This is a genomic window from Psychrobacter alimentarius (genome assembly GCF_001606025.1).
Taxonomy (GTDB): Bacteria; Pseudomonadota; Gammaproteobacteria; order Pseudomonadales; family Moraxellaceae; genus Psychrobacter; species Psychrobacter alimentarius.
In genome coordinates this window covers 2,960,381-2,978,531 of the sequence record NZ_CP014945.1, presented here as the reverse complement: position 1 = coordinate 2,978,531, position 18,151 = coordinate 2,960,381, and the positions used below count along the sequence as shown (strand labels likewise).

15 protein-coding genes are annotated in these 18,151 nt (G+C 44.0%); 11 read left to right on the top strand and 4 right to left on the bottom strand.

Annotated features, from left to right (window positions below; translation table 11 throughout):
* Positions 1-237: 237 nt before the first annotated feature.
* Together nfuA and A3K91_RS12280 are read left to right on the top strand one after the other, a co-directional pair.
* Positions 238-921 (top strand): Fe-S biogenesis protein NfuA, encoded by a 684-nt coding sequence (gene nfuA / locus A3K91_RS12285; protein WP_062845525.1) that lies wholly within the window; start codon positions 238-240, stop codon positions 919-921.
* A 200-nt stretch (positions 922-1,121) separates the two neighbouring features.
* Complete coding sequence (locus A3K91_RS12280) at positions 1,122-2,444, top strand: O-acetylhomoserine aminocarboxypropyltransferase/cysteine synthase family protein (protein ID WP_062845524.1); 1,323 nt, start codon at positions 1,122-1,124, stop codon at positions 2,442-2,444.
* 115 nt (positions 2,445-2,559) lie between these two features.
* Here A3K91_RS12280 and A3K91_RS12275 read toward each other — a convergent pair whose 3' ends face one another.
* Together A3K91_RS12275 and rsmI are read right to left on the bottom strand one after the other, a co-directional pair.
* Positions 2,560-3,579, bottom strand: coding sequence for an adenosine kinase (locus A3K91_RS12275; RefSeq protein WP_062845523.1), 1,020 nt, complete (start codon positions 3,577-3,579; stop codon positions 2,560-2,562).
* Between the two features lie 75 nt (positions 3,580-3,654).
* On the bottom strand, positions 3,655-4,590 hold the full coding sequence (rsmI, locus tag A3K91_RS12270; protein ID WP_062845522.1) for a 16S rRNA (cytidine(1402)-2'-O)-methyltransferase: 936 nt from the start codon (positions 4,588-4,590) through the stop codon (positions 3,655-3,657).
* 160 nt (positions 4,591-4,750) lie between these two features.
* Here rsmI and A3K91_RS12265 point away from each other — a divergent pair, with 160 nt between their 5' ends.
* The 8 genes from A3K91_RS12265 to hisC all read left to right on the top strand — a co-directional run bounded on the left by A3K91_RS12265 (position 4,751) and on the right by hisC (position 12,916).
* Entirely contained in the window at positions 4,751-5,248 is a 498-nt protein-coding gene (locus A3K91_RS12265) for a YraN family protein (RefSeq protein WP_062845521.1), read from the top strand.
* A 182-nt stretch (positions 5,249-5,430) separates the two neighbouring features.
* Positions 5,431-6,270: a BON domain-containing protein gene (locus A3K91_RS12260; RefSeq protein ID WP_062845520.1), complete on the top strand. Its 840-nt coding sequence runs from the start codon at positions 5,431-5,433 to the stop codon at positions 6,268-6,270.
* 344 nt (positions 6,271-6,614) lie between these two features.
* The gene (locus A3K91_RS12255) at positions 6,615-7,556 is read left to right on the top strand and encodes an alpha/beta hydrolase (protein WP_062845519.1); all 942 of its coding nucleotides are present in this window, start codon (positions 6,615-6,617) and stop codon (positions 7,554-7,556) included.
* A 185-nt stretch (positions 7,557-7,741) separates the two neighbouring features.
* Positions 7,742-7,987: a BolA family protein gene (locus A3K91_RS12250; RefSeq protein WP_208855394.1), complete on the top strand. Its 246-nt coding sequence runs from the start codon at positions 7,742-7,744 to the stop codon at positions 7,985-7,987.
* A gap of 105 nt (positions 7,988-8,092) precedes the next feature.
* Positions 8,093-9,361 carry a UDP-N-acetylglucosamine 1-carboxyvinyltransferase gene (gene murA / locus A3K91_RS12245; protein ID WP_062845517.1) on the top strand — a complete coding sequence of 423 codons (1,269 nt, stop codon included), beginning with the start codon at positions 8,093-8,095 and terminating at the stop codon, positions 9,359-9,361.
* Between the two features lie 115 nt (positions 9,362-9,476).
* Positions 9,477-10,172, top strand: coding sequence for an ATP phosphoribosyltransferase (gene hisG, locus A3K91_RS12240; RefSeq protein WP_062845516.1), 696 nt, complete (start codon positions 9,477-9,479; stop codon positions 10,170-10,172).
* A gap of 245 nt (positions 10,173-10,417) precedes the next feature.
* Positions 10,418-11,710, top strand: coding sequence for a histidinol dehydrogenase (gene hisD, locus A3K91_RS12235; RefSeq protein ID WP_062845515.1), 1,293 nt, complete (start codon positions 10,418-10,420; stop codon positions 11,708-11,710).
* Positions 11,711-11,782: 72 nt separating this feature from the next.
* Entirely contained in the window at positions 11,783-12,916 is a 1,134-nt protein-coding gene (gene hisC / locus A3K91_RS12230) for a histidinol-phosphate transaminase (protein ID WP_062845514.1), read from the top strand.
* 86 nt (positions 12,917-13,002) lie between these two features.
* Here hisC and A3K91_RS12225 read toward each other — a convergent pair whose 3' ends face one another.
* Both A3K91_RS12225 and A3K91_RS12220 read right to left on the bottom strand, forming a co-directional pair.
* Positions 13,003-14,736 carry an anthranilate synthase component I family protein gene (locus tag A3K91_RS12225; protein ID WP_062845513.1) on the bottom strand — a complete coding sequence of 578 codons (1,734 nt, stop codon included), beginning with the start codon at positions 14,734-14,736 and terminating at the stop codon, positions 13,003-13,005.
* A gap of 3 nt (positions 14,737-14,739) precedes the next feature.
* Positions 14,740-15,975 carry a beta-ketoacyl-ACP synthase II gene (locus A3K91_RS12220; protein ID WP_062845512.1) on the bottom strand — a complete coding sequence of 412 codons (1,236 nt, stop codon included), beginning with the start codon at positions 15,973-15,975 and terminating at the stop codon, positions 14,740-14,742.
* Positions 15,976-16,585: 610 nt separating this feature from the next.
* On the opposite strand from A3K91_RS12220, the gene A3K91_RS12215 reads away from it, so the two are divergent.
* Positions 16,586-17,767, top strand: coding sequence for a DNA-directed RNA polymerase I subunit RPA34 (locus tag A3K91_RS12215; RefSeq protein ID WP_062845511.1), 1,182 nt, complete (start codon positions 16,586-16,588; stop codon positions 17,765-17,767).
* The last annotated feature ends 384 nt before the right edge of the window (positions 17,768-18,151 follow it).

Sequence of the window (18,151 nt, the reverse complement as noted above, 5' to 3'; positions counted from 1 at the left end):
GATGGTCACAGTTTAATTCGCAGTAGCGTGGTCGGAATTGTCGCGTAAGTGCGGTATAATAGTGATTATAAACTTATCAAAATGTTGTAAAAACAACAGTCAACGCCCTAACACGATAGACCATGTTCATTGACAATCCACACAGATTTTAGCAATCCAAATTAAAGACATAATCCCTTTCACGACACAGTAGCCATGATAAAAATAGCGCTTGTGTCATAACGCGTAGGACATATTATGAGTGAGCAAACCCAAGCTGATAGCCAATTAGACCAGTCTACCGACTATGAGTCAGCACTAGATACCGAGCAAGTTGAAGCAAAAAGCAATATTACGATCACCGAATCTGCTCAAGGGTATTTGGCAGATCTATTGTCTAAGCAAGATACTGATGGTATTGGTGTGCGTATTTTCGTTGAGCATCCTGGTACGCCGCGCGCAGAATGCTGCATGGCTTATAACCAGCCAGGTGAAGAAGACAGTGCTGATTTAAAATTCAGTTATGAGAATTTTTCTGCTTTTATTGAGGCGGCTTCAGTTCCTTACTTAGAAGATGCCGTGATCGATTATAATAAAGACCGTTTCGGTGGTCAGCTGACCTTCCGTGCACCAAACTCTAAAGTACCTAAAGTCGGTGCTGATGCCAGCATCGAAGAGCGTATCAACTACGTCTTGCAGTCAGAGATCAATCCTGGCTTAGCCGCGCATGGTGGCGACGTACAGTTGCTTGAGTTGATTGACGAAGAAGGCATTGGTCTGACTGCTGTGTTGAAATTTGGTGGTGGTTGCCAAGGGTGTTCAGCCGTGGATATGACATTGCGCCAAGGCGTTGAAGTGCAGCTAAAACAGCAAATACCAGAGTTGACGCAAGTGATTGATGACACCGATCACACGCGTACAGAAAATGCTTATTACAAATAAAAGCAAAGTGGCTGATATACAAACGCTTATGAGTATTCGTCATTAAGAGATGAATATTTTGCTGTTCTTTTAATAAAGAAGCTGAGTTATGATGAACTCAGCTTTTTTTATTGCTATGATTTGGCAGACAGTGTCTTGAAGATATTTTTAAATCATATGCTATTCACTAATAATGATTGATCAATACAAAGGAATGTACGATGAGTGATGAACAAGCAGCTGAGCAATCAACCCAAAACTTAGAGCAAACGCAGCGTCTCGAAACTCTAGCGATTCACGCCGGTTATAGTGTGGAGCCAACGACCAAAGCGGTGGCCGTACCTATTTATCATACCAGCTCGTATGCGTTTGATAATACTCAGCACGGCGCTGACTTATTTGATTTAAAAGTTGCGGGCAATATCTATACTCGTATCATGAACCCGACCAATGCTGTGTTAGAGGAGCGGGTTGCGGCACTTGAAGGCGGTATCGGCGCGCTTGCAGTGGCTTCAGGTATGGCTGCCATCACTTACGCGATCCAGACCATTTGTGAAGCAGGCGATAATATCGTTGCCGTATCAACATTATATGGTGGTACTTACAACTTATTTGCGCATGCATTGCCGCGCCAAGGCATCGAGGTGCGCTTTTTTGATCACAAAAACCCAGAAGCCATTCGTGATTTAATCGATGACAAAACCAAAATGGTGTTTGCAGAGAGTATTGGCAATCCATTAGGTAACATTGTTGATATTCAAGCACTTAGTCATATCGCTCATGAGTACGGTGTCCCTGTGGTCATTGACAATACGGTGGCGACGCCTGCGCTATGCCGTCCGTTTGAGTTCGGGGCGGATATTGTGGTGCACTCGTTGACTAAATATATGAGCGGCACGGGTACGTCGATTGGTGGTGCGATTGTCGATAGTGGTACGTTTGCTTGGGGCGATTATCCAGAGCGTTTCCCGCTATTGAACACGCCAGATGCCAGCTATCATGGGGTAAATTTTGTCAAAGATGTGGGTGCACCTGCCTTTATCGCCCGCGCACGTGTGGCACCATTGCGTAATACAGGTGCGGCGCTGAGTCCATTAAATGCTTTTAGTATTTTGCAAGGCATGCAGACGCTGAGCCTACGTATGGAGCGTCATGTACAAAACGCGCAAGCCGTCGCAGAGTATTTGCGCGACCATGACAAAGTTGCTTGGGTGAAATATGCAGGTTTGTCTGACCATCCTGAACATGCGCTTGCCAAAAAATATATGAAAGGCACGCCTTCTGCTATTTTAACCTTTGGGGTAAAAGGCGGTCTGGAAGCTGGTGCGCGCTTTATTGATGCTTTGCAGCTGATTACTCGTTTGGTGAATATCGGTGATGCCAAATCTCTAGCTTGTCATCCAGCGACGACCACGCATCGTCAGCTGAATGGACAGGAACTAGAGCAGGCAGGCGTGACTGAAGACATGGTACGACTGTCAATTGGTATCGAGCACATAGATGACATCAAAGCCGATCTTGAGCAAGCATTGTCTACCACTTAATACGAAAATATACGGATTTAGCCAGTTTATTTAAGTCATTCTAATTCACCAATAAAAAGCCCACCTCGATTTGATATGGGCTTTTTATTTAGGACGAGAAACACGTGTCTCGATTTTAAGCAGAAAGCACGCGTTGAGCAATGTCTTTATAATCTTGTGAGGCTAAGCGTGGCCCAAATTGCTGAATGATTTGTGCGGATACTTCGCTGGCAAGGCGTCCGCATTCTGGCAAGGTATAGTGTTGAGACAGTGCATACAAGAATGTGCCCGCATAATTGTCACCCGCGCCATTGGTATCAATCACATTGGCCACCACAGGAGTCGCAACCTCATAGACTTCGATATCTGACTCAGTATCAGGCTTATGGGCGATGATGGCACCATTGGCACCATCGGTCACCACCGCTGTTTGGCAATAGTCAAGTAGGGCGCGTGCCGCCGCTTTAAGTTGCTTTTTATCCGTGAATAATCTGGCTTCTTCGCTATTACAAAATATCACCGCTACTTTGTTGCCGAGTATATTGAGCAAACCGTCTTTGGCAAACTTTACCACAGCAGGATCTGCAAAGCTCACAGCGATCTTTGCGCCATGAATGCCTGCTTGTTGACGTAATTGTGTCATTGCAGGTTGGATGCTTTCAGACATGGCCAGATAGCCTTCTATATATAACCAGTCTGCTTGTGTCAGCGCATCAAAATCCACATTGTCAGCTGTGATATCGCTTGACGTGCCAAGGTAGGTTTGCATGGTACGCTCACCATCTTCGGTCACTGCGACCACACAAGAGCCCGTCACACCGCCGTCATGAATAGACTTATCTGAGGTGGCAACGCCAGCTTCATGTAAGTCTCTGAGGTAAAACGCGCCCTGGTCGTCATCACCGACACGGCAAGCATAAAAAGGTTTACCACCAAGGCTGGCAAAAGCATACATGGTATTGGCAGCTGAACCGCCACCTGCTTGTTTTGATGGATCAATCTCAGAAAGTTTGAAGTAAGCAAGCAATTGCTGCTGTTCTTCAAAACCTGCCAGCGTCATATTGCCCTTTGTTAAATCAATCTCTTCTAATGCCGCATCCGACACCAAGTATTCGTGGTCAACCAAAGCATTACCTATTGCCATTACATCGTACATTGCTTACCCCTTTTCAATGAATTTATATATCCCATTTTTTACATTTTATTGTGAGCAGTGTGGTGCATCACCGTACTAAGCTTGGATTTCAAGCAGACGCTGATACAGGGCATTTTTTTTGACACCTGTGATGTCAGCTGCCAATGCCGCCGCCTTTTTAACCGACAAGTCTTCTAACAGACGCTCTAATAACTTATCATGAACACTGATATCATCGGTATCTTGCGCGACATTCATGCCAGCCACTACCACCACGATTTCACCGCGCTGCTGATTGTCATCAGCTTTTACAAACTCAACCAAGTCGCCAAGTGTGCTTTTACGAACCGTTTCGAACGTCTTAGTCAACTCACGGCAAAAAGTCACCTCACGATCTGCACCAAATACAGCTTTCATGTCTTCCAAACTGGCAATGATACGGTGCGGTGCTTCATAAAATATCAAGGTTTCGGTACGGGTCTGCAACGCATTAAGCTGCTTTTGGCGACCATGTGTTTTTGCAGGTAAAAAACCAATGAAGCTAAAACGGTCAGACGGCAGCCCTGCCACTGACAATGCGGCAATGGCAGCAGAAGCACCAACAATCGGTGATACCATCACCTTTGCCGCGTGCGCTGCTTGTACCAGTTGATACCCTGGATCGCTCACCAAAGGCGTGCCTGCATCGCTGATCAAAGCAACTGAGTGACCTTGCTGGATCATCTCAATAATTTTAGGGGTTTGAATGGCGCTATTGTGTTCATGATAGGCCCAAAGCTTGTGATGTCCTTTTTGTTTTACGCCAGTATCAGCATCGGCATCAGGACTCACTGACTCGGTATCGTCCGCTTTACTGCCTCGGGTATCAATACCAAAATGTGACAAGAGCTTGCCTGAAGTGCGGGTGTCTTCGCAGGCAATAATAGCCACTTGTTTTAAAATATCGATTGCATGCGGTGTCATGTCAGTAAGATTACCAATCGGCGTGGCAACAATATAGAGACAAGCTGGCATCGCAGTAGGGGTAGACATGAAAACCTCGAATGATTAAAAAATATTAAAAATAGTAGGCACCGTTAAATCTATGGTTAGCATGGGTTTTTTGTCTCAATAAAATAATGAATGAGCAAATAATACAATAGTCATGGCTAACGTAAGTAGATACAGATGGCGCAAAAGTGGTTAGTTTAGCATGTTGTGCTATGATAATTCTGAAATGTTGATTAGACCCACAACCATTATGGCAAACCACAAGCCCTCCTGTAGCACCTTGATTTTAACGTCACCAAAACAACGTCAAGGTGGCCAGTTTGAACAGCAGGCGTGTGCGTTTTTGCAGGCGCAAGGACTGTGCTTGATTGCCCAAAATTGGCAACAGCCAAAAGTGGGCGAATTAGACTTGGTGATGCTTGAGACAGGCCCAGCATGGCCCACAGTGGTATTCATTGAAGTGCGCCAGCGTAAACGTTCAGGTTTTGGTGATGCCGCGCTCAGTATCACTGCCAGCAAACAGCGCAAAGTGATTAAAACGGCCAAATATTTTTTGCAGCAGCATCCCGAGTATGCGCAGTATGACTGCCGGTTTGATGTAATTGCTTATAATACGTCAACTAAAATGTCGTCCAAAGGACAATTGGTGGACAATCAACCTGAGTGGTTGCAAGGGGCTTTTGTCGCAAGCGCATGGTGATAGGGGAATACTATCACTTTTTTTAAAAGATAAAATCGGCCTGACCGTCAGTCACCGTTACTAAAAACCTAACCGCCATGAATAAAAATTCAGTAAAGTAGCTGAGTTAACGCGATAAGTGAATTCTTACTCGCTTAATTGATTCTCTACAATTCTCACAACCCTGCTCTAAGAGGTAAATCATGAGACGGATGCATTTGCGCCCTGCTATTTTTGGTTCATCACGTCGTACTGCGATAGGCGTTATGCTAGTGGCTACTGTGATTAGTACTGGCTGTACTACCAACTATCTAACCAACAGTACTGAAGGTACGTATGGTGTACCGATGACGGAGCGTACCATACCGCAGCGTCTGCTAGATCGTAGTATCGAACATACGGTCAAAATCAACGTGTACGGTCTAAAAGAAGATCTACAGCAAACCAGTCGCATGGGCATTGATAGCTTCAATAGTGAGGTATTATTAACAGGTGAAGTACCCACTCAGGCGATCAAAGAAGAAGTAGAAAAAGTCGTCAGCTCTATGCCAGATGTACGCCGTGTTTATAATGAGTTGGACGTTAGTGCCTCAAAAGGTTACAGCTCAACAGTCCACGATGGTTATATTACCTCAAAATTAATGGCAAAAGTGGCCTCCAGTGATGGTGTGAAAGCCTCCCAAGTTAAAGCGGTAACCAACGCTGGTGTGGTTTATATTATGGGGCGTGTGACACCCACTCAGCAAAGTCACTTGATTGATATTGCCAATAGCACGGTTGGTGTAACGGAGTTGGTACTATTGACAACGGTCGTGGATGATAGAGGAGTCAAGATAAGCGAAGACGATATTATGTATGAAGACAATTTGGCCAATCCTGCGCCAGTGGCAGAAAGATCGGCTGTATCGAATGTGGATAATAGTGCCGTGCCAGAAACCACGAGCACTGCAAGCACTGCAACGCCAATCATTGTTACAGAGGAAGGGGCGAGAGTCGATCAGTCGTCATCAAGCGAATATATCGACCTTTATCAGAATCAATAAAATCCAGTCACTGGCGAAAATGGGTCATTGATACAAAACTGTCATGATGTCAAAATCGGCCATGACGGTTTTTTGATTTATTGCCACCTCATTTGTTACCCTGTTGTTTGTTATCAGATCTAGAGCAATATTGTTTTTGAGAGGTTTTTTAATCAGTATTATCAATCTTTTACTGACAATAACACTAAACACGGATAACAGTAAAAACACGATAAAACGTCAGTCAGAACGTAAAATACGTATGGTAAAAGTAGATGACATGGTTCAAATCAAATAGAACAAAATAATACGTGACCATCGCTCTGCCAATCATTAGTTACATACATATAATGGAAACACTGGTTATGAATGGCGTAAATGAAATTACATCGAAGATTAAAACACGTACAATCACAAAGGCTGGTATTACAGCGGCGTTCGCGATAGGCGGCGTTGTTTTAGCAACGCAACAAGCCCAAGCTTTATCGGCACTTGCTGTTGTCAACGGTATCACGACCAATGGTGGTGTTGGGGTAAGTAAAGACATCTTGTATGGTGATGAACCCTTACAGGATTTGGATATCTATTATCCGAAACCGTTGGTGCAAGCAATGAAAGCGGAAAGTGCCATTACTCAGACTTATCCAATGGTGGTTTTCGTCCATGGTGGCTCGTGGGAAAATGGTAGCAAAGAAGAATATGCTTTTGTTGGACAGAGTTTGGCGCAAGCAGGTTATGTTACGGCTGTCATCAATTACCGTAAAGCGCCTAGCCATGTGTACCCTGATTATGTGAAAGACACCGCTCAAGCAATTGCATGGAGCCATAACAATGCCAATAGCTTTTACGCAGATCCTGATCGGTTGGCAGTAATAGGGCATTCAGCAGGCGCCTTCAATGCTGTCGCCGCCATTGCCAATGAGGATTTTTTAGCACCATACGGCATGAAGCCCACAGATATTAGCGCTGTGATTGGCATTGCTGGCCCTTATAGTTATGACTTCCGTAAATTTGATAGTGCAACCGCCTTTGGCCCTAACGCAACACCAGATCAGGTAATGCCAGATCGTCAAATTAAAGGTAAGCAGCCACCGTATTTGTTGCTAACGGCTGAAAAAGACAAAGTTGTTTATGATACCAATGCCATTAAAATGACGGAAGCACTAAAAGCAGCTGGCGTCACAGTCGATAATGGCGTAATCAAAGGAGCAAGTCATGCCACCAGTATCGGTGCGATGGCGCCGCCATTACGCTGGGTTAATGATGTGCGAGCGCAGGTGTTAGCGTATTTGGATAAGAGGCTGTAATAGTCAATTCCTATTAAGTGGCTTACCTAAATATCAGTAACGGAAATTTTGCTGGCCTTACACGCGACTGTTACTACCTATATCGCTGCACAAGACAGTACTGTAAGATATGCAAACTCTTGTTATAATGGCGACTATTTTAAATCTATACTCTATTCTAATTTAAGGCAGAATATTCTATGAGCATGAACGCTGACGATCTGATTGCATTTTTACAGATTCATTTCCCAGACGCTTTTATTCAGGCTGCCAACCAAGGTAATAAGTTTGATGTACGCGTCGTTGATGCCAGTTTTGAAGGCAAACGTACCGTACAGCGTCAGCAAGCGGTTTATGCGTTGGTCAACGACAAAATTGCGAGTGGCGATATTCACGCACTCAATATCCAAGCATTAACCCCTGCAGAGTGGGATGTTCAATCAAAAGGCTAAATCGCCACTTATCGTTTCAAACTTTTTAGATCAGCTATCTAAGTAGTTGGTCATAAAGGGTTTGTTTTTCATTATTGTTATACTCATCGCTAGGTTGTCATTTCTATGGATCAATTTTTAATCACTGGTAGTAGTCGTATCGCAGGGGAAGTTACTATTTCAGGCGCCAAAAATGCTGCATTGCCATTGCTTGCAGCCATGATATTGGCTGAGACCCCAACGACGTTACATAATGTACCATCGCTGCAAGATGTGCGAACATTGATTGAATTGATTGGTGGTATGGGTATTAACATCCAAAAGCAGGGCGATACGGTCACTTGTGATACCAAAAATATCGATAATTTCTATGCGCCATACGACTTAGTTAAGACCATGCGTGCCTCGATTTTAGTGTTAGGACCATTGCTGGCACGTTTTGGTGAAGCAGAAGTGTCACTACCAGGTGGCTGTGCAATTGGTTCACGTCCTGTCGATCAACATTTAAAAGCGTTTGAGGCGATGGGCGCTGAAATTAGTGTCGAGAACGGTTACGTCAAAGCGCAAGCGCCAAAAGGCGGCAAACTAATCGGCTGTCATTTCTCATTTGATATGGTGACGGTTGGTGGTACTGAAAACGTAATCATGGCGGCTACCCTTGCCAAAGGTACGACAGTGTTAGGTAACTGTGCCCTTGAGCCAGAAGTGGTTGATTTGGCCAATATGCTGGTTGCGATGGGTGCCAAAATAAGTGGTATTGGTACCGCTACCATGACTATCGAAGGGGTTGAGCGTCTTCATGGTTGTGAGTATTCAGTGGTGCCAGATCGTATCGAAACTGGGTCTTACCTTGCTGGCGCGTTGATGACTCGCGGTGATGTATTGACCAAAAAGACCACAGCGTCTTTATTGCATCCAGTACTTGAGAAGTTTGAAGCCATGGGTGCTGTGATTACGACAGGTGATGATTGGATTCGTGCGCAGATGACAGGACGTCCAAAACCTGTTGATATCCGTACTCGCCCGCATCCAGGTTTTCCAACGGATATGCAAGCGCAGCTGATGGCGATTTGCTGCTTGGCTGATGGCACTAGTACGATTATCGAAAATATCTTTGAAAATCGCTATATGCATGTTCCAGAGCTTAACCGTTTGGGTGCGTCTATCCAAGTTGATGGTCATACGGCAGTGATCAGAGGGGTTGAGAACTTTACCGCAGCACCTGTTATGGCAACCGATTTGCGTGCATCGATGTCATTGGTCATGGCAGCAGCGACGGCTGAAGGTGATAGCTTAATTGACCGTATCTATCACATTGATCGTGGTTATGAAGATGTTGAAAATAAATTACGTGGTCTTGGTGTGAACATCAAACGTATCAACACTAACGATTAATATTTATAAATCGATTAGGCATTTGATATTTATTGCCACTATATGTTTTTATCATTAAAAAATTAGCAGTCCTCGGTCAGCGGGGACAATCACTATATATGGACATGATGCCATTATGACTGAAGCAACAAAACCAATACCTGCCAGTGGTTTATTAAACGAAGTAAATGATACGTTTTCTGGGTTAACGTTGGCCTTATCTAAGGGCCGTATTTTAGAAGAGACGATGCCACTGCTACGTGCGGCTGGCGTTGATTTGCTAGAAGACCCTGAGGCCTCGCGCAAACTTATCTTTCCGACCTCCAATCCCAATGTGCGTGTATTGATTTTACGTGCAAGTGATGTACCCACTTATGTAGAGCATGGGGCGGCTGATTTTGGTGTGGCAGGTAAAGATGTATTGCTAGAGCATGGTGCCAATCATGTTTATGAGTTATTAGATTTGCAGATTGCTCAATGTAAGCTGATGACCGCTGGTGTCAAAGATGCGCCATTGCCCAATCGTCGTTTGCGTATTGCCACCAAATACGTCAATGTGGCGCGCGCGTATTTTGCGAGCCAAGGTCAGCAAGTGGACGTGATTAAGCTTTATGGCTCTATGGAACTTGCGCCATTAGTTGGATTAGGTGATTTAATTGTCGATGTGGTTGACACTGGCAATACGTTGCGCGCGAACGGTCTTGAAGCACGAGACCATATCTGCGATGTCTCTTCACGCCTGATCGTCAATCAAGTCAGTTATAAGCGTAAATTTGCGTTACTTGAACCAATTTTAGATAGCTTTAAAAACAGTATTGCTAACGCTTCATGAGTCAGTGGTAACCATTGATAATACAAAGCGTTGTTATACAAATTTTTAAACCAGTTTGGCGTTCTATGGTAGACATAGCGTGCTAAACTGGTTTTGTTGTATTTACTTGCCTGAAAATAAAAGCTCAGTATAATCAGAGTCAGATCATAATAAATACATGGGTAAATCGCCCTTATTACTTTCTATTTTTTCCTGAAATTTCATTTTTTATAGTCATATAATAGGCTCAAACACAGGATTTAGTCATGCGCCAACTCAGTACTCAAGACGCCGATTTCGACAGTCAATTGACACAGCTGCTTGCTTTTGAAACGGTCAATGATGCCAATTTATTAAAGACGGTTGATGATATCATTGCGCAAGTACGTCATGATGGAGACAGCGTATTATTGGCATTGACTCAGCAGTTCGATCAGCATCCAGCAACCACCATACAAGAGTTGGAGCTGTCCAAAGAGTCACTTGCCGACGCCTTTGCCAACCTTGATGATGAAGTCAAAACGGCACTGACGACGGCGGCCACGAGGGTACAGACCTTTCATGAACGTCAAGTACAAGAAACTTGGCAGTATGAGGATGAACTGGGCAATCGATTGGGTCAAAAAGTCACGCCGCTTGATCGCGTCGGTATTTATGTACCGGGTGGTCTAGCGTCTTATCCGTCATCAGTGCTTATGAATGCTATTCCTGCTAAGGTTGCTGGCGTCAGCGAGGTTATCATGGTGGTACCCGCGCCTAAAGGCATTTTAAATCCCTTGGTATTAGCAGCCGCTCATTTAGCGCAAGTTGATCGCGTCTTCACCATTGGCGGTGCCCAAGCCGTTGCCGCATTAGCTTATGGGACAGAGACGATTCCAGCCGTGGACAAAATTACAGGGCCTGGCAACAAGTATGTGGCGGCAGCCAAACGTGCTGTGTTCGGTCAAGTCGGTATCGATATGATTGCAGGGCCGTCTGAGGTATTGGTTTATGCAGAGGGCGAAACGCAAGATCGCGCTGATTGGCTGGCCATGGATTTATTGTCACAGGCTGAACATGACCGTATTGCACAAGCCATCTTTGTCACCACTAGCGAAGCGCAATTAAAAGCAGTTGCAACTGAGATAGAAAAAGCGTTGGCTGAATTGCCAAAAGCAGATATCGCCCGTGACTCTTTACAAAACCGTGGCGCACTTATTTTGGTCAAAGATCGGGCAGAGGGCATGGCAGTGATTAATCGCGTTGCGCCTGAGCACTTGGAATTGTCTGTGGACGAACCGGATGCGCTACTTCATGATATCCGCCATGCAGGCGCTATCTTTATGGGTCGTCACACGCCAGAAGCGATTGGCGATTACTGCGCAGGGCCGAACCATGTGTTACCCACATCAGGTACCGCGCGTTTTTCTTCTCCTTTAGGGGTTTATGATTTTCAGAAAAAATCTTCTCTTATTTATTGTAGTGAAGCGGGTAGTAAGCCGTTAGCGAAGACAGCAGATATTTTAGCCCAGCGCGAAGATTTGGAAGCCCATGCTCGCTCGGCGCGTTATCGTTCTTAATAATATAAGCTAAGCATGTTAAAAATTACTTTTGATATTTAATGGTTTTTGTGGCGAATAGTAGGATAACTTATGAGTGAGTTAAAGATAGACACCAGACTTTGGTCATCTAAAGCACGTAACTTGTCACCTTATGTTCCAGGTGAGCAGCCGCAACATGACAATTTATGCAAATTAAACACCAATGAAAACCCGTTTCCGCCTTCACCAAAAGTAGGGGAGGCAATCGCCAAAGTTTTGGAGCAGCAAGCAAGCGACTTGCGTTTATATCCAGCGCCAGAGTCTGATGATTTACGTAGCGCCTTGGCAGAAACATACCATCTTGATACCAATCAAGTATTCGTCGGCAATGGCTCTGACGAAGTCTTGGCATTAGTGTTTGCAAGCTTTTTCTTAAAAGAGCGACCTATATTGGCACCTGATATCAGCTATAGCTTTTATCCTGTGTATGCACAGACTTTTGGTGTGGATTTGGTGCAAATTGCCTTGGAAGAAGATTTCAGTATTGACCCAGATGCGTATCGCCAGCCGTGCAGTGGCATTATCATCGCTAATCCCAATGCACCCACGGGTCTACTGTTATCGCTCGCCGATATTCGCAAGCTTGCTAGCGAACACACAAATGCCGTAATCGTGATTGATGAGGCTTATATTGATTTTGCTCAGATAAAAGAAGGTGATGTCGACGCTCAGGTATCAGCTGTGAGTCTTATTAATGAGTATGACAATATTCTTGTCACCCAAACTTTTTCAAAGTCACGGTCACTTGCAGGCTTACGTGTAGGCATGGCCTTTGGTAATGCCTCATTAATCGAAGCATTGACGCGCATGAAAAATAGCTTTAACAGTTTTCCTTTAGATAAATTGGCACAAGCTGGTGCTACCGCCAGTGTCTTGGATGCCGACTATTTTGCACAAATGCGTGAGCAAGTCATCGATTTGCGCCAGTCGCTAACGGCTGAGTTGACGGCATTAGATTATAACGTGCTGCCATCCCATGCCAATTTTGTTTTTGCTCGTCCTAAAGGTGGCAATGCGAGTGCAGTGGCTAGTGCTTTACGTGAGCAGGGCATTATTGTCCGTCATTTCAATAAGCCACGTATCAATGAATATTTGCGTATTACGGTTGGTACGGCCGAGCAAAACCAGCGTTTGATCACTGCTTTAAAAGCATTAGAAGCGGATGCTGAGATCGCTACTATTTAATATTTGGTCTGATAATTAATAGCCCAAACGTACGTGATGTTGATGAGTACCAGTTGTAGAGCCTGCCAATATTAATTGTGCAGGCTTTATTTTTGAGCGAGTACTGACAGCAAGTTGCCCACTTTATCCAAGCACTCTTGATACTCCGCCTCACAATCAGAAGCAACCGTAATACCACCACCTGCCCACAAACTAACATGTCCTTGTTGCTCTATGCCATTAGCGAATGGATGATTGGCTTGAATGGTACGAATCAAGACATTCCATTGACCACTACCATCAAAATTCATATAACCCATAGTGCCGCAGTAAGCGCCGCGCGGAGCAGCCTCTAGCTCAGAGATAATTTCAACCGACCGTTTTTTGGGTGTGCCCGTGATGGAGCCTGCAGGCAGACTGCCAAATAATACTGCCAATGGATGAGTGTCCGCTTTAAGTTCAGCGGTGATGGTACTGACCATATGATGGACATTGCTAAAGCTTTCAATGGCAAATAGTTGTGGTACTTTTACGCTACCGATTTTGGCATATTTGCCCAAATCATTGCGCAGCAAGTCAACAATCATGACATTTTCAGCACGGTCTTTTTCACTATTGATCAGTTGCTGTTTATAAGCATTGTCTTGTTCAGGGGTGATGCCTCGAGGCATTGTCCCTTTGATAGGCTTGGTGCGTATATGATGTTTGCCCGTTTTGCGGTCTTTGATAAAAGTAAAAAATAACTCTGGCGAACAGCTCAATAATTCAAAAGTGTTTTTTTGCTCAATAACGTTGGCTGCTTGTTTAAGATGGTTGGGGTCGGCATACGTTTGATAACCGTACTGAACGTTTAAATATCCAGCAAACGGTGCGTGAGTATTCCGTTGGAGATTGGGTAAGTGGTCCATAAGACTTGATAGAGATTTGCCAGAATTACCCTGATAGGTAAGGCTGCCTTGCCATGCTTGAGTAAGATTGATTTGGTAGCAATCGCCTTGTTGTAGATAGTTTTGGGTTTGGTCAAACGCCATTTGATAATCGGGTTTATCCCATTGTGCCTTTAAGACCAAAGGCACAGGCTGTAAGGCTGTTTTAGGCGTTGCTTGATCCATATAATTATTGGAGTCAGACAATGTTTTATCAAAAGCGTCCAAATAAGAGGTAAGGGCTGTCATAAGCGTATTTTTATGCTGACGCTCATCACTTATATCAGAAGTATCGTCCGTTTGATGGACAGTTAATGTCCAAGCCGATGTGACATCTTGTGCGGCTGGCATTAGATAAATATCATAGTGTCCCAATACCGCAGAAGGTTGCGCGGCCAGTTGAATAGCAGCAACTCGGCTTAATGCATAAGCGGCAATGTCATAACCAATAAAACCTATCAGACCATGATGATAATTTGGCTTTCGATTGACGGTAACTGATTGTTTTATATCAGTGCTAAGGCTCTCATAGGTTTGACTGTAGGCAATCAATTCATCCTGCCACTTAGCATAACTCATTTGCGTAGTTTTGATCGCAGCGCTATCATCAATATTGATACAAACATCGCGGCAATGTTTCGTCACTTGATAAGTGACAGACAACTGATCAGATAGGGTTTCAAAATTGGGGGTGACCACCCAGCTTGTTTTCGGTAACAACCCAATGACTGGCTGACCATCATTGTCTAGCCAAACCAGTTGCCAAAGTGCCTCGTTATTTTGTGCCAACAAATGCTTTTGTAATTGCGGTATCAGTTCAGCAGCAGACAGATCACCAAAACGCCAGCTACGAATGGTAGCTGGCGATGGGGCAGAATCTGTCTGCTCAGTGGTATTGTGATTTTCTACAGGCATCTTTTAAGCATCAAACTTTTTAATGATCAAGGTTGCATTGGTGCCGCCAAAGCCAAAGCTATTACTCATTAGTGTTTCAAGATTGGTTTCACGCATTTGAGTAACAATATCAAAGCCTTCTGCTGCAGGATCCAATTGTTCAACGTTGATACTCGGGGCAATAAAGCCTTCTTGTAGCATCAATAAGCAATAGATCAATTCTTGCGCACCAACCGCACCCAAGCTGTGACCAGTCATCGATTTGGTTGAGCTGATAGGAGGCACTTTACTAGCATCGTCTCCAAACACTTTGGCAATCGCTTTAAGCTCAGTGATATCACCAAGAGGGGTACTGGTGCCATGACTATTGATATAGTCAACGCTCTCTAACCCTGCTTCAGCTAACGCTTGCTGCATACAACGAACCGCGCCTTCACCACTTGGGGCAACCATTTCTGCACCATCAGAGCTAGCACCATAACCAACGATTTCGGCCAAAATGTTGGCACCGCGAGCTTGAGCATGTTCAAGACTCTCTACAACAACCATGGCACCGCCAGCAGCAATCACAAAACCATCACGATCTTTGTCATAAGCTCTTGATGCGAGCGTTGGCGTGTCATTATATTGAGTGCTTACCGCACCCATGGCATCAAACATGCAAGACTGCGTCCAATGCTCAGACTCACTACCGCCCGCCAGCACCACATCGGCTTTGCCTAGCTGAATAAGCTCAGCAGCATGACCGATACAATGGGTCGATGTTGCGCAAGCAGAAGCGAGAGAGTAAGAAACCCCTTGGATTTTTAAACCAGTTGCCAGTGCTGCTGATACCGAGCTGCCCATTGTTTTTGGCACAGCCATGGCGCCGACACCGCGAAGGCCTTTTTCGCGCATGGCATCCACAGCATTAACGATATTTTCTGTCGATGCACCGCCCGAGCTCGCTACCAAACCCACACGTGGGTTACTATTAATAGTCTCAAGCGATAAACCTGAATGCTCAATCGCGTTCAAGGCGCTGACATAAGCATAGAGACTGGCATCACTAAAAAACCGTTTTAATTTACGATCAATACCGCTTGTATCAAGCATCGATTGATCGATACTACCGCTAACGTGTGATTTAAACTCATGCTCAGCATAAGATGGATTGAAAGTAATGCCAGACTGTCCTTGTTTCAGAGCAGCAGTAACAGTGGCCAAATCATGTCCGATACAAGAGACAATCCCTGCCCCAGTAATAACAACGCGGCGCATATTTTATTCCTTATGAGTAATGATTTTCTTCATCACTATTGATAATCGTTTTTAAAGATCTACTTTTCATTTAATACCACAAATGCGCCTCTCTTATATAAGATGTTAAAAGAGGCCGCTTGAGTGTTAAATGTTTCTTTCATAGCTTTAACTGCGTATAACTTTGACTGCTGTCATCATAAAACATGGCATTGACGATGGCTTCATACAAATGACGTTGCAATCAGGCTATAGCTGATGGCGTATGATAACGTATCAAGCATACAAAATCTTTGCGCAAGTGCAAAATAATGACAAAATAGCAGCTACTATCGCACGCTTTTGAAAAAGTAACTAATGACAGAGAGTGTCAGCCAGTTATTCATCTTGCCAGTATCATTATATCCTTAAAGCAAGTGTAGTTTTGCGCTAAGTAAATTGAAAAAAGTAATTCATCAATGGTGAAAGCCATAAAGTAAGTTATACTTTTAGATACAAAATTGGTGAGGGCAATAACATTGTTCGCACTGACATTGACCGCAATGATTCGCTAGAATGGCACACTTATCGTTTCCATAAACTCATTATTAAATAATAAAGTAAAAATAATCATCATATTAAGGACAACACGATGGCAAAGCAGACTTCTTTATCTAAAGGTATCAGTACCGTTGGCTCTTTCACACGCAACAATTTAGAGCGCGTGGGCGCGATGATTGATACCATGAACGCTAAAACCAGCAAACCGCGTCAATATAAAGCGGTCGATTTGGGCGATGAAGACTATCAACAAGATCTGTTTCGTGAACAGACACTAAAAGCGACTCAGCAATTACTTGGTACTCGTTTTGCGACTTATGGTAAATATGCCAAAAAAGTGGTACCGAATAGCTTTTTCCAGTCGACGGTCGATGGGGCATTTGCTCAAGTGGCGAAATTGGCCGCTCATTGGAGCCAAATTGATTTGCCTAATCAACATCGTTTTGCCAACATTGCCAATCTTGATGATGAAGAGCGTTATGCACTTGCCACTGATATTGCCAATCAGAACCGTGCTTTGGCAGCCATCGGTGGCTTGACTGGTTTGGCAGGACTTCCAGGCCTACTGGCTGATACATTGTGGTTGTTATTAGTATCGCTACGTACCGTATATCAACTAGCTGCCGTCTACAATAAGCCATTGACTGGTAAGCAAGGTGTGAAAATGGCTTATGAGCTACTTGCGAACGCCGACTTGAGCAAAATGCAAGAAAAGCAAGCATTGCTCGCTGGTATCGGTATCGGTAAAGGCTTGCTCGATAATGCCCAGAGCAGTGGTTTACACAATGAGCTTAAAAACTTAGGCATGAAGAACAACAATGTGAATTTTTATGCTCAACAAATAGACAGTATTGCTAGCCAAGTAGGCATTGATTTGGATCAAATCAATCTATCATGGATACGCCGTTTCCTACCAGCTACAGCAGTTGTGATAGGTGTACGTTATAACAGCCAGTTAATTGATGAGGTCATTGGGGTAGCGCAAGCGACGTTTGCACCAGATGCAAAGCTTGCCAACCGCGCTATTACTGATGATAGTAAGAGCGAAGCTGAAGTCAGTAAATTCTCTAGCAAAGAAGAAAAGCAAAATACTGAAGACAAGGCTGCTGAAAGCCAGAGCTCGGAAGACAAAAGTGCCGATGATACAGATAAGAAAGCGGACGAGAAGGGTAGTGAAAGTAAAAACAGTAAAAAAAAGGATGAGTCAGCTAACGCAGCGGATAGCAAAAAAGTAAGTAAGACAGATAAAACTGCCGATAAGCAAAAGAAGTAAACACGACACATCTATTTATTGGGCCTTATCTCTTAATCGCGCAACAGCATTAAAACTTATTTACTTTAATATGGGCGATGTTATCTTATAGCTCTTGAAAAACAAGGTAATGTCGCCATTTAGTCTTTGTGAACTACTCTAGTTACAATGCTGACTGCCGTATTCAAACCATTCATAACCTTACCATTTACTGAATCTCTATTGATATATCGTTTACTCAGAGCAAGTACAGTAAGGAAAAGGTAGATGGAATGCATATCTATCAAAAGTTGTAAAGGTCAATCACTCATAAGTGGTTGAATTAGCAACAACAACTCTTTATAATACACTGTCCTAAAAATGGGTGCTCTAAAGTCTGTCATTATTGTCAGATGGACGATGCAT

Bases quoted from the DNA above. Each gene is read 5' to 3' on its own strand.
- A3K91_RS12250 (WP_208855394.1), top strand. From the start codon at position 7,742: ATGAACGCTGACGATCTGATTGCATTTTTACAGATTCATTTCCCAGAC.
- A3K91_RS12220 (WP_062845512.1), bottom strand. From the start codon at position 15,975: ATGCGCCGCGTTGTTATTACTGGGGCAGGGATTGTCTCTTGTATCGGA.
- A3K91_RS12260 (WP_062845520.1), top strand. From the start codon at position 5,431: ATGAGACGGATGCATTTGCGCCCTGCTATTTTTGGTTCATCACGTCGT.
- A3K91_RS12280 (WP_062845524.1), top strand. From the start codon at position 1,122: ATGAGTGATGAACAAGCAGCTGAGCAATCAACCCAAAACTTAGAGCAA.
- A3K91_RS12275 (WP_062845523.1), bottom strand. From the start codon at position 3,579: ATGTACGATGTAATGGCAATAGGTAATGCTTTGGTTGACCACGAATAC.
- A3K91_RS12215 (WP_062845511.1), top strand. From the start codon at position 16,586: ATGGCAAAGCAGACTTCTTTATCTAAAGGTATCAGTACCGTTGGCTCT.
- hisD (WP_062845515.1), top strand. From the start codon at position 10,418: ATGCGCCAACTCAGTACTCAAGACGCCGATTTCGACAGTCAATTGACA.
- rsmI (WP_062845522.1), bottom strand. From the start codon at position 4,590: ATGTCTACCCCTACTGCGATGCCAGCTTGTCTCTATATTGTTGCCACG.
- A3K91_RS12265 (WP_062845521.1), top strand. From the start codon at position 4,751: ATGTTGTGCTATGATAATTCTGAAATGTTGATTAGACCCACAACCATT.
- hisG (WP_062845516.1), top strand. From the start codon at position 9,477: ATGACTGAAGCAACAAAACCAATACCTGCCAGTGGTTTATTAAACGAA.
- murA (WP_062845517.1), top strand. From the start codon at position 8,093: ATGGATCAATTTTTAATCACTGGTAGTAGTCGTATCGCAGGGGAAGTT.
- A3K91_RS12255 (WP_062845519.1), top strand. From the start codon at position 6,615: ATGAATGGCGTAAATGAAATTACATCGAAGATTAAAACACGTACAATC.
- nfuA (WP_062845525.1), top strand. From the start codon at position 238: ATGAGTGAGCAAACCCAAGCTGATAGCCAATTAGACCAGTCTACCGAC.
- hisC (WP_062845514.1), top strand. From the start codon at position 11,783: ATGAGTGAGTTAAAGATAGACACCAGACTTTGGTCATCTAAAGCACGT.
- A3K91_RS12225 (WP_062845513.1), bottom strand. From the start codon at position 14,736: ATGCCTGTAGAAAATCACAATACCACTGAGCAGACAGATTCTGCCCCA.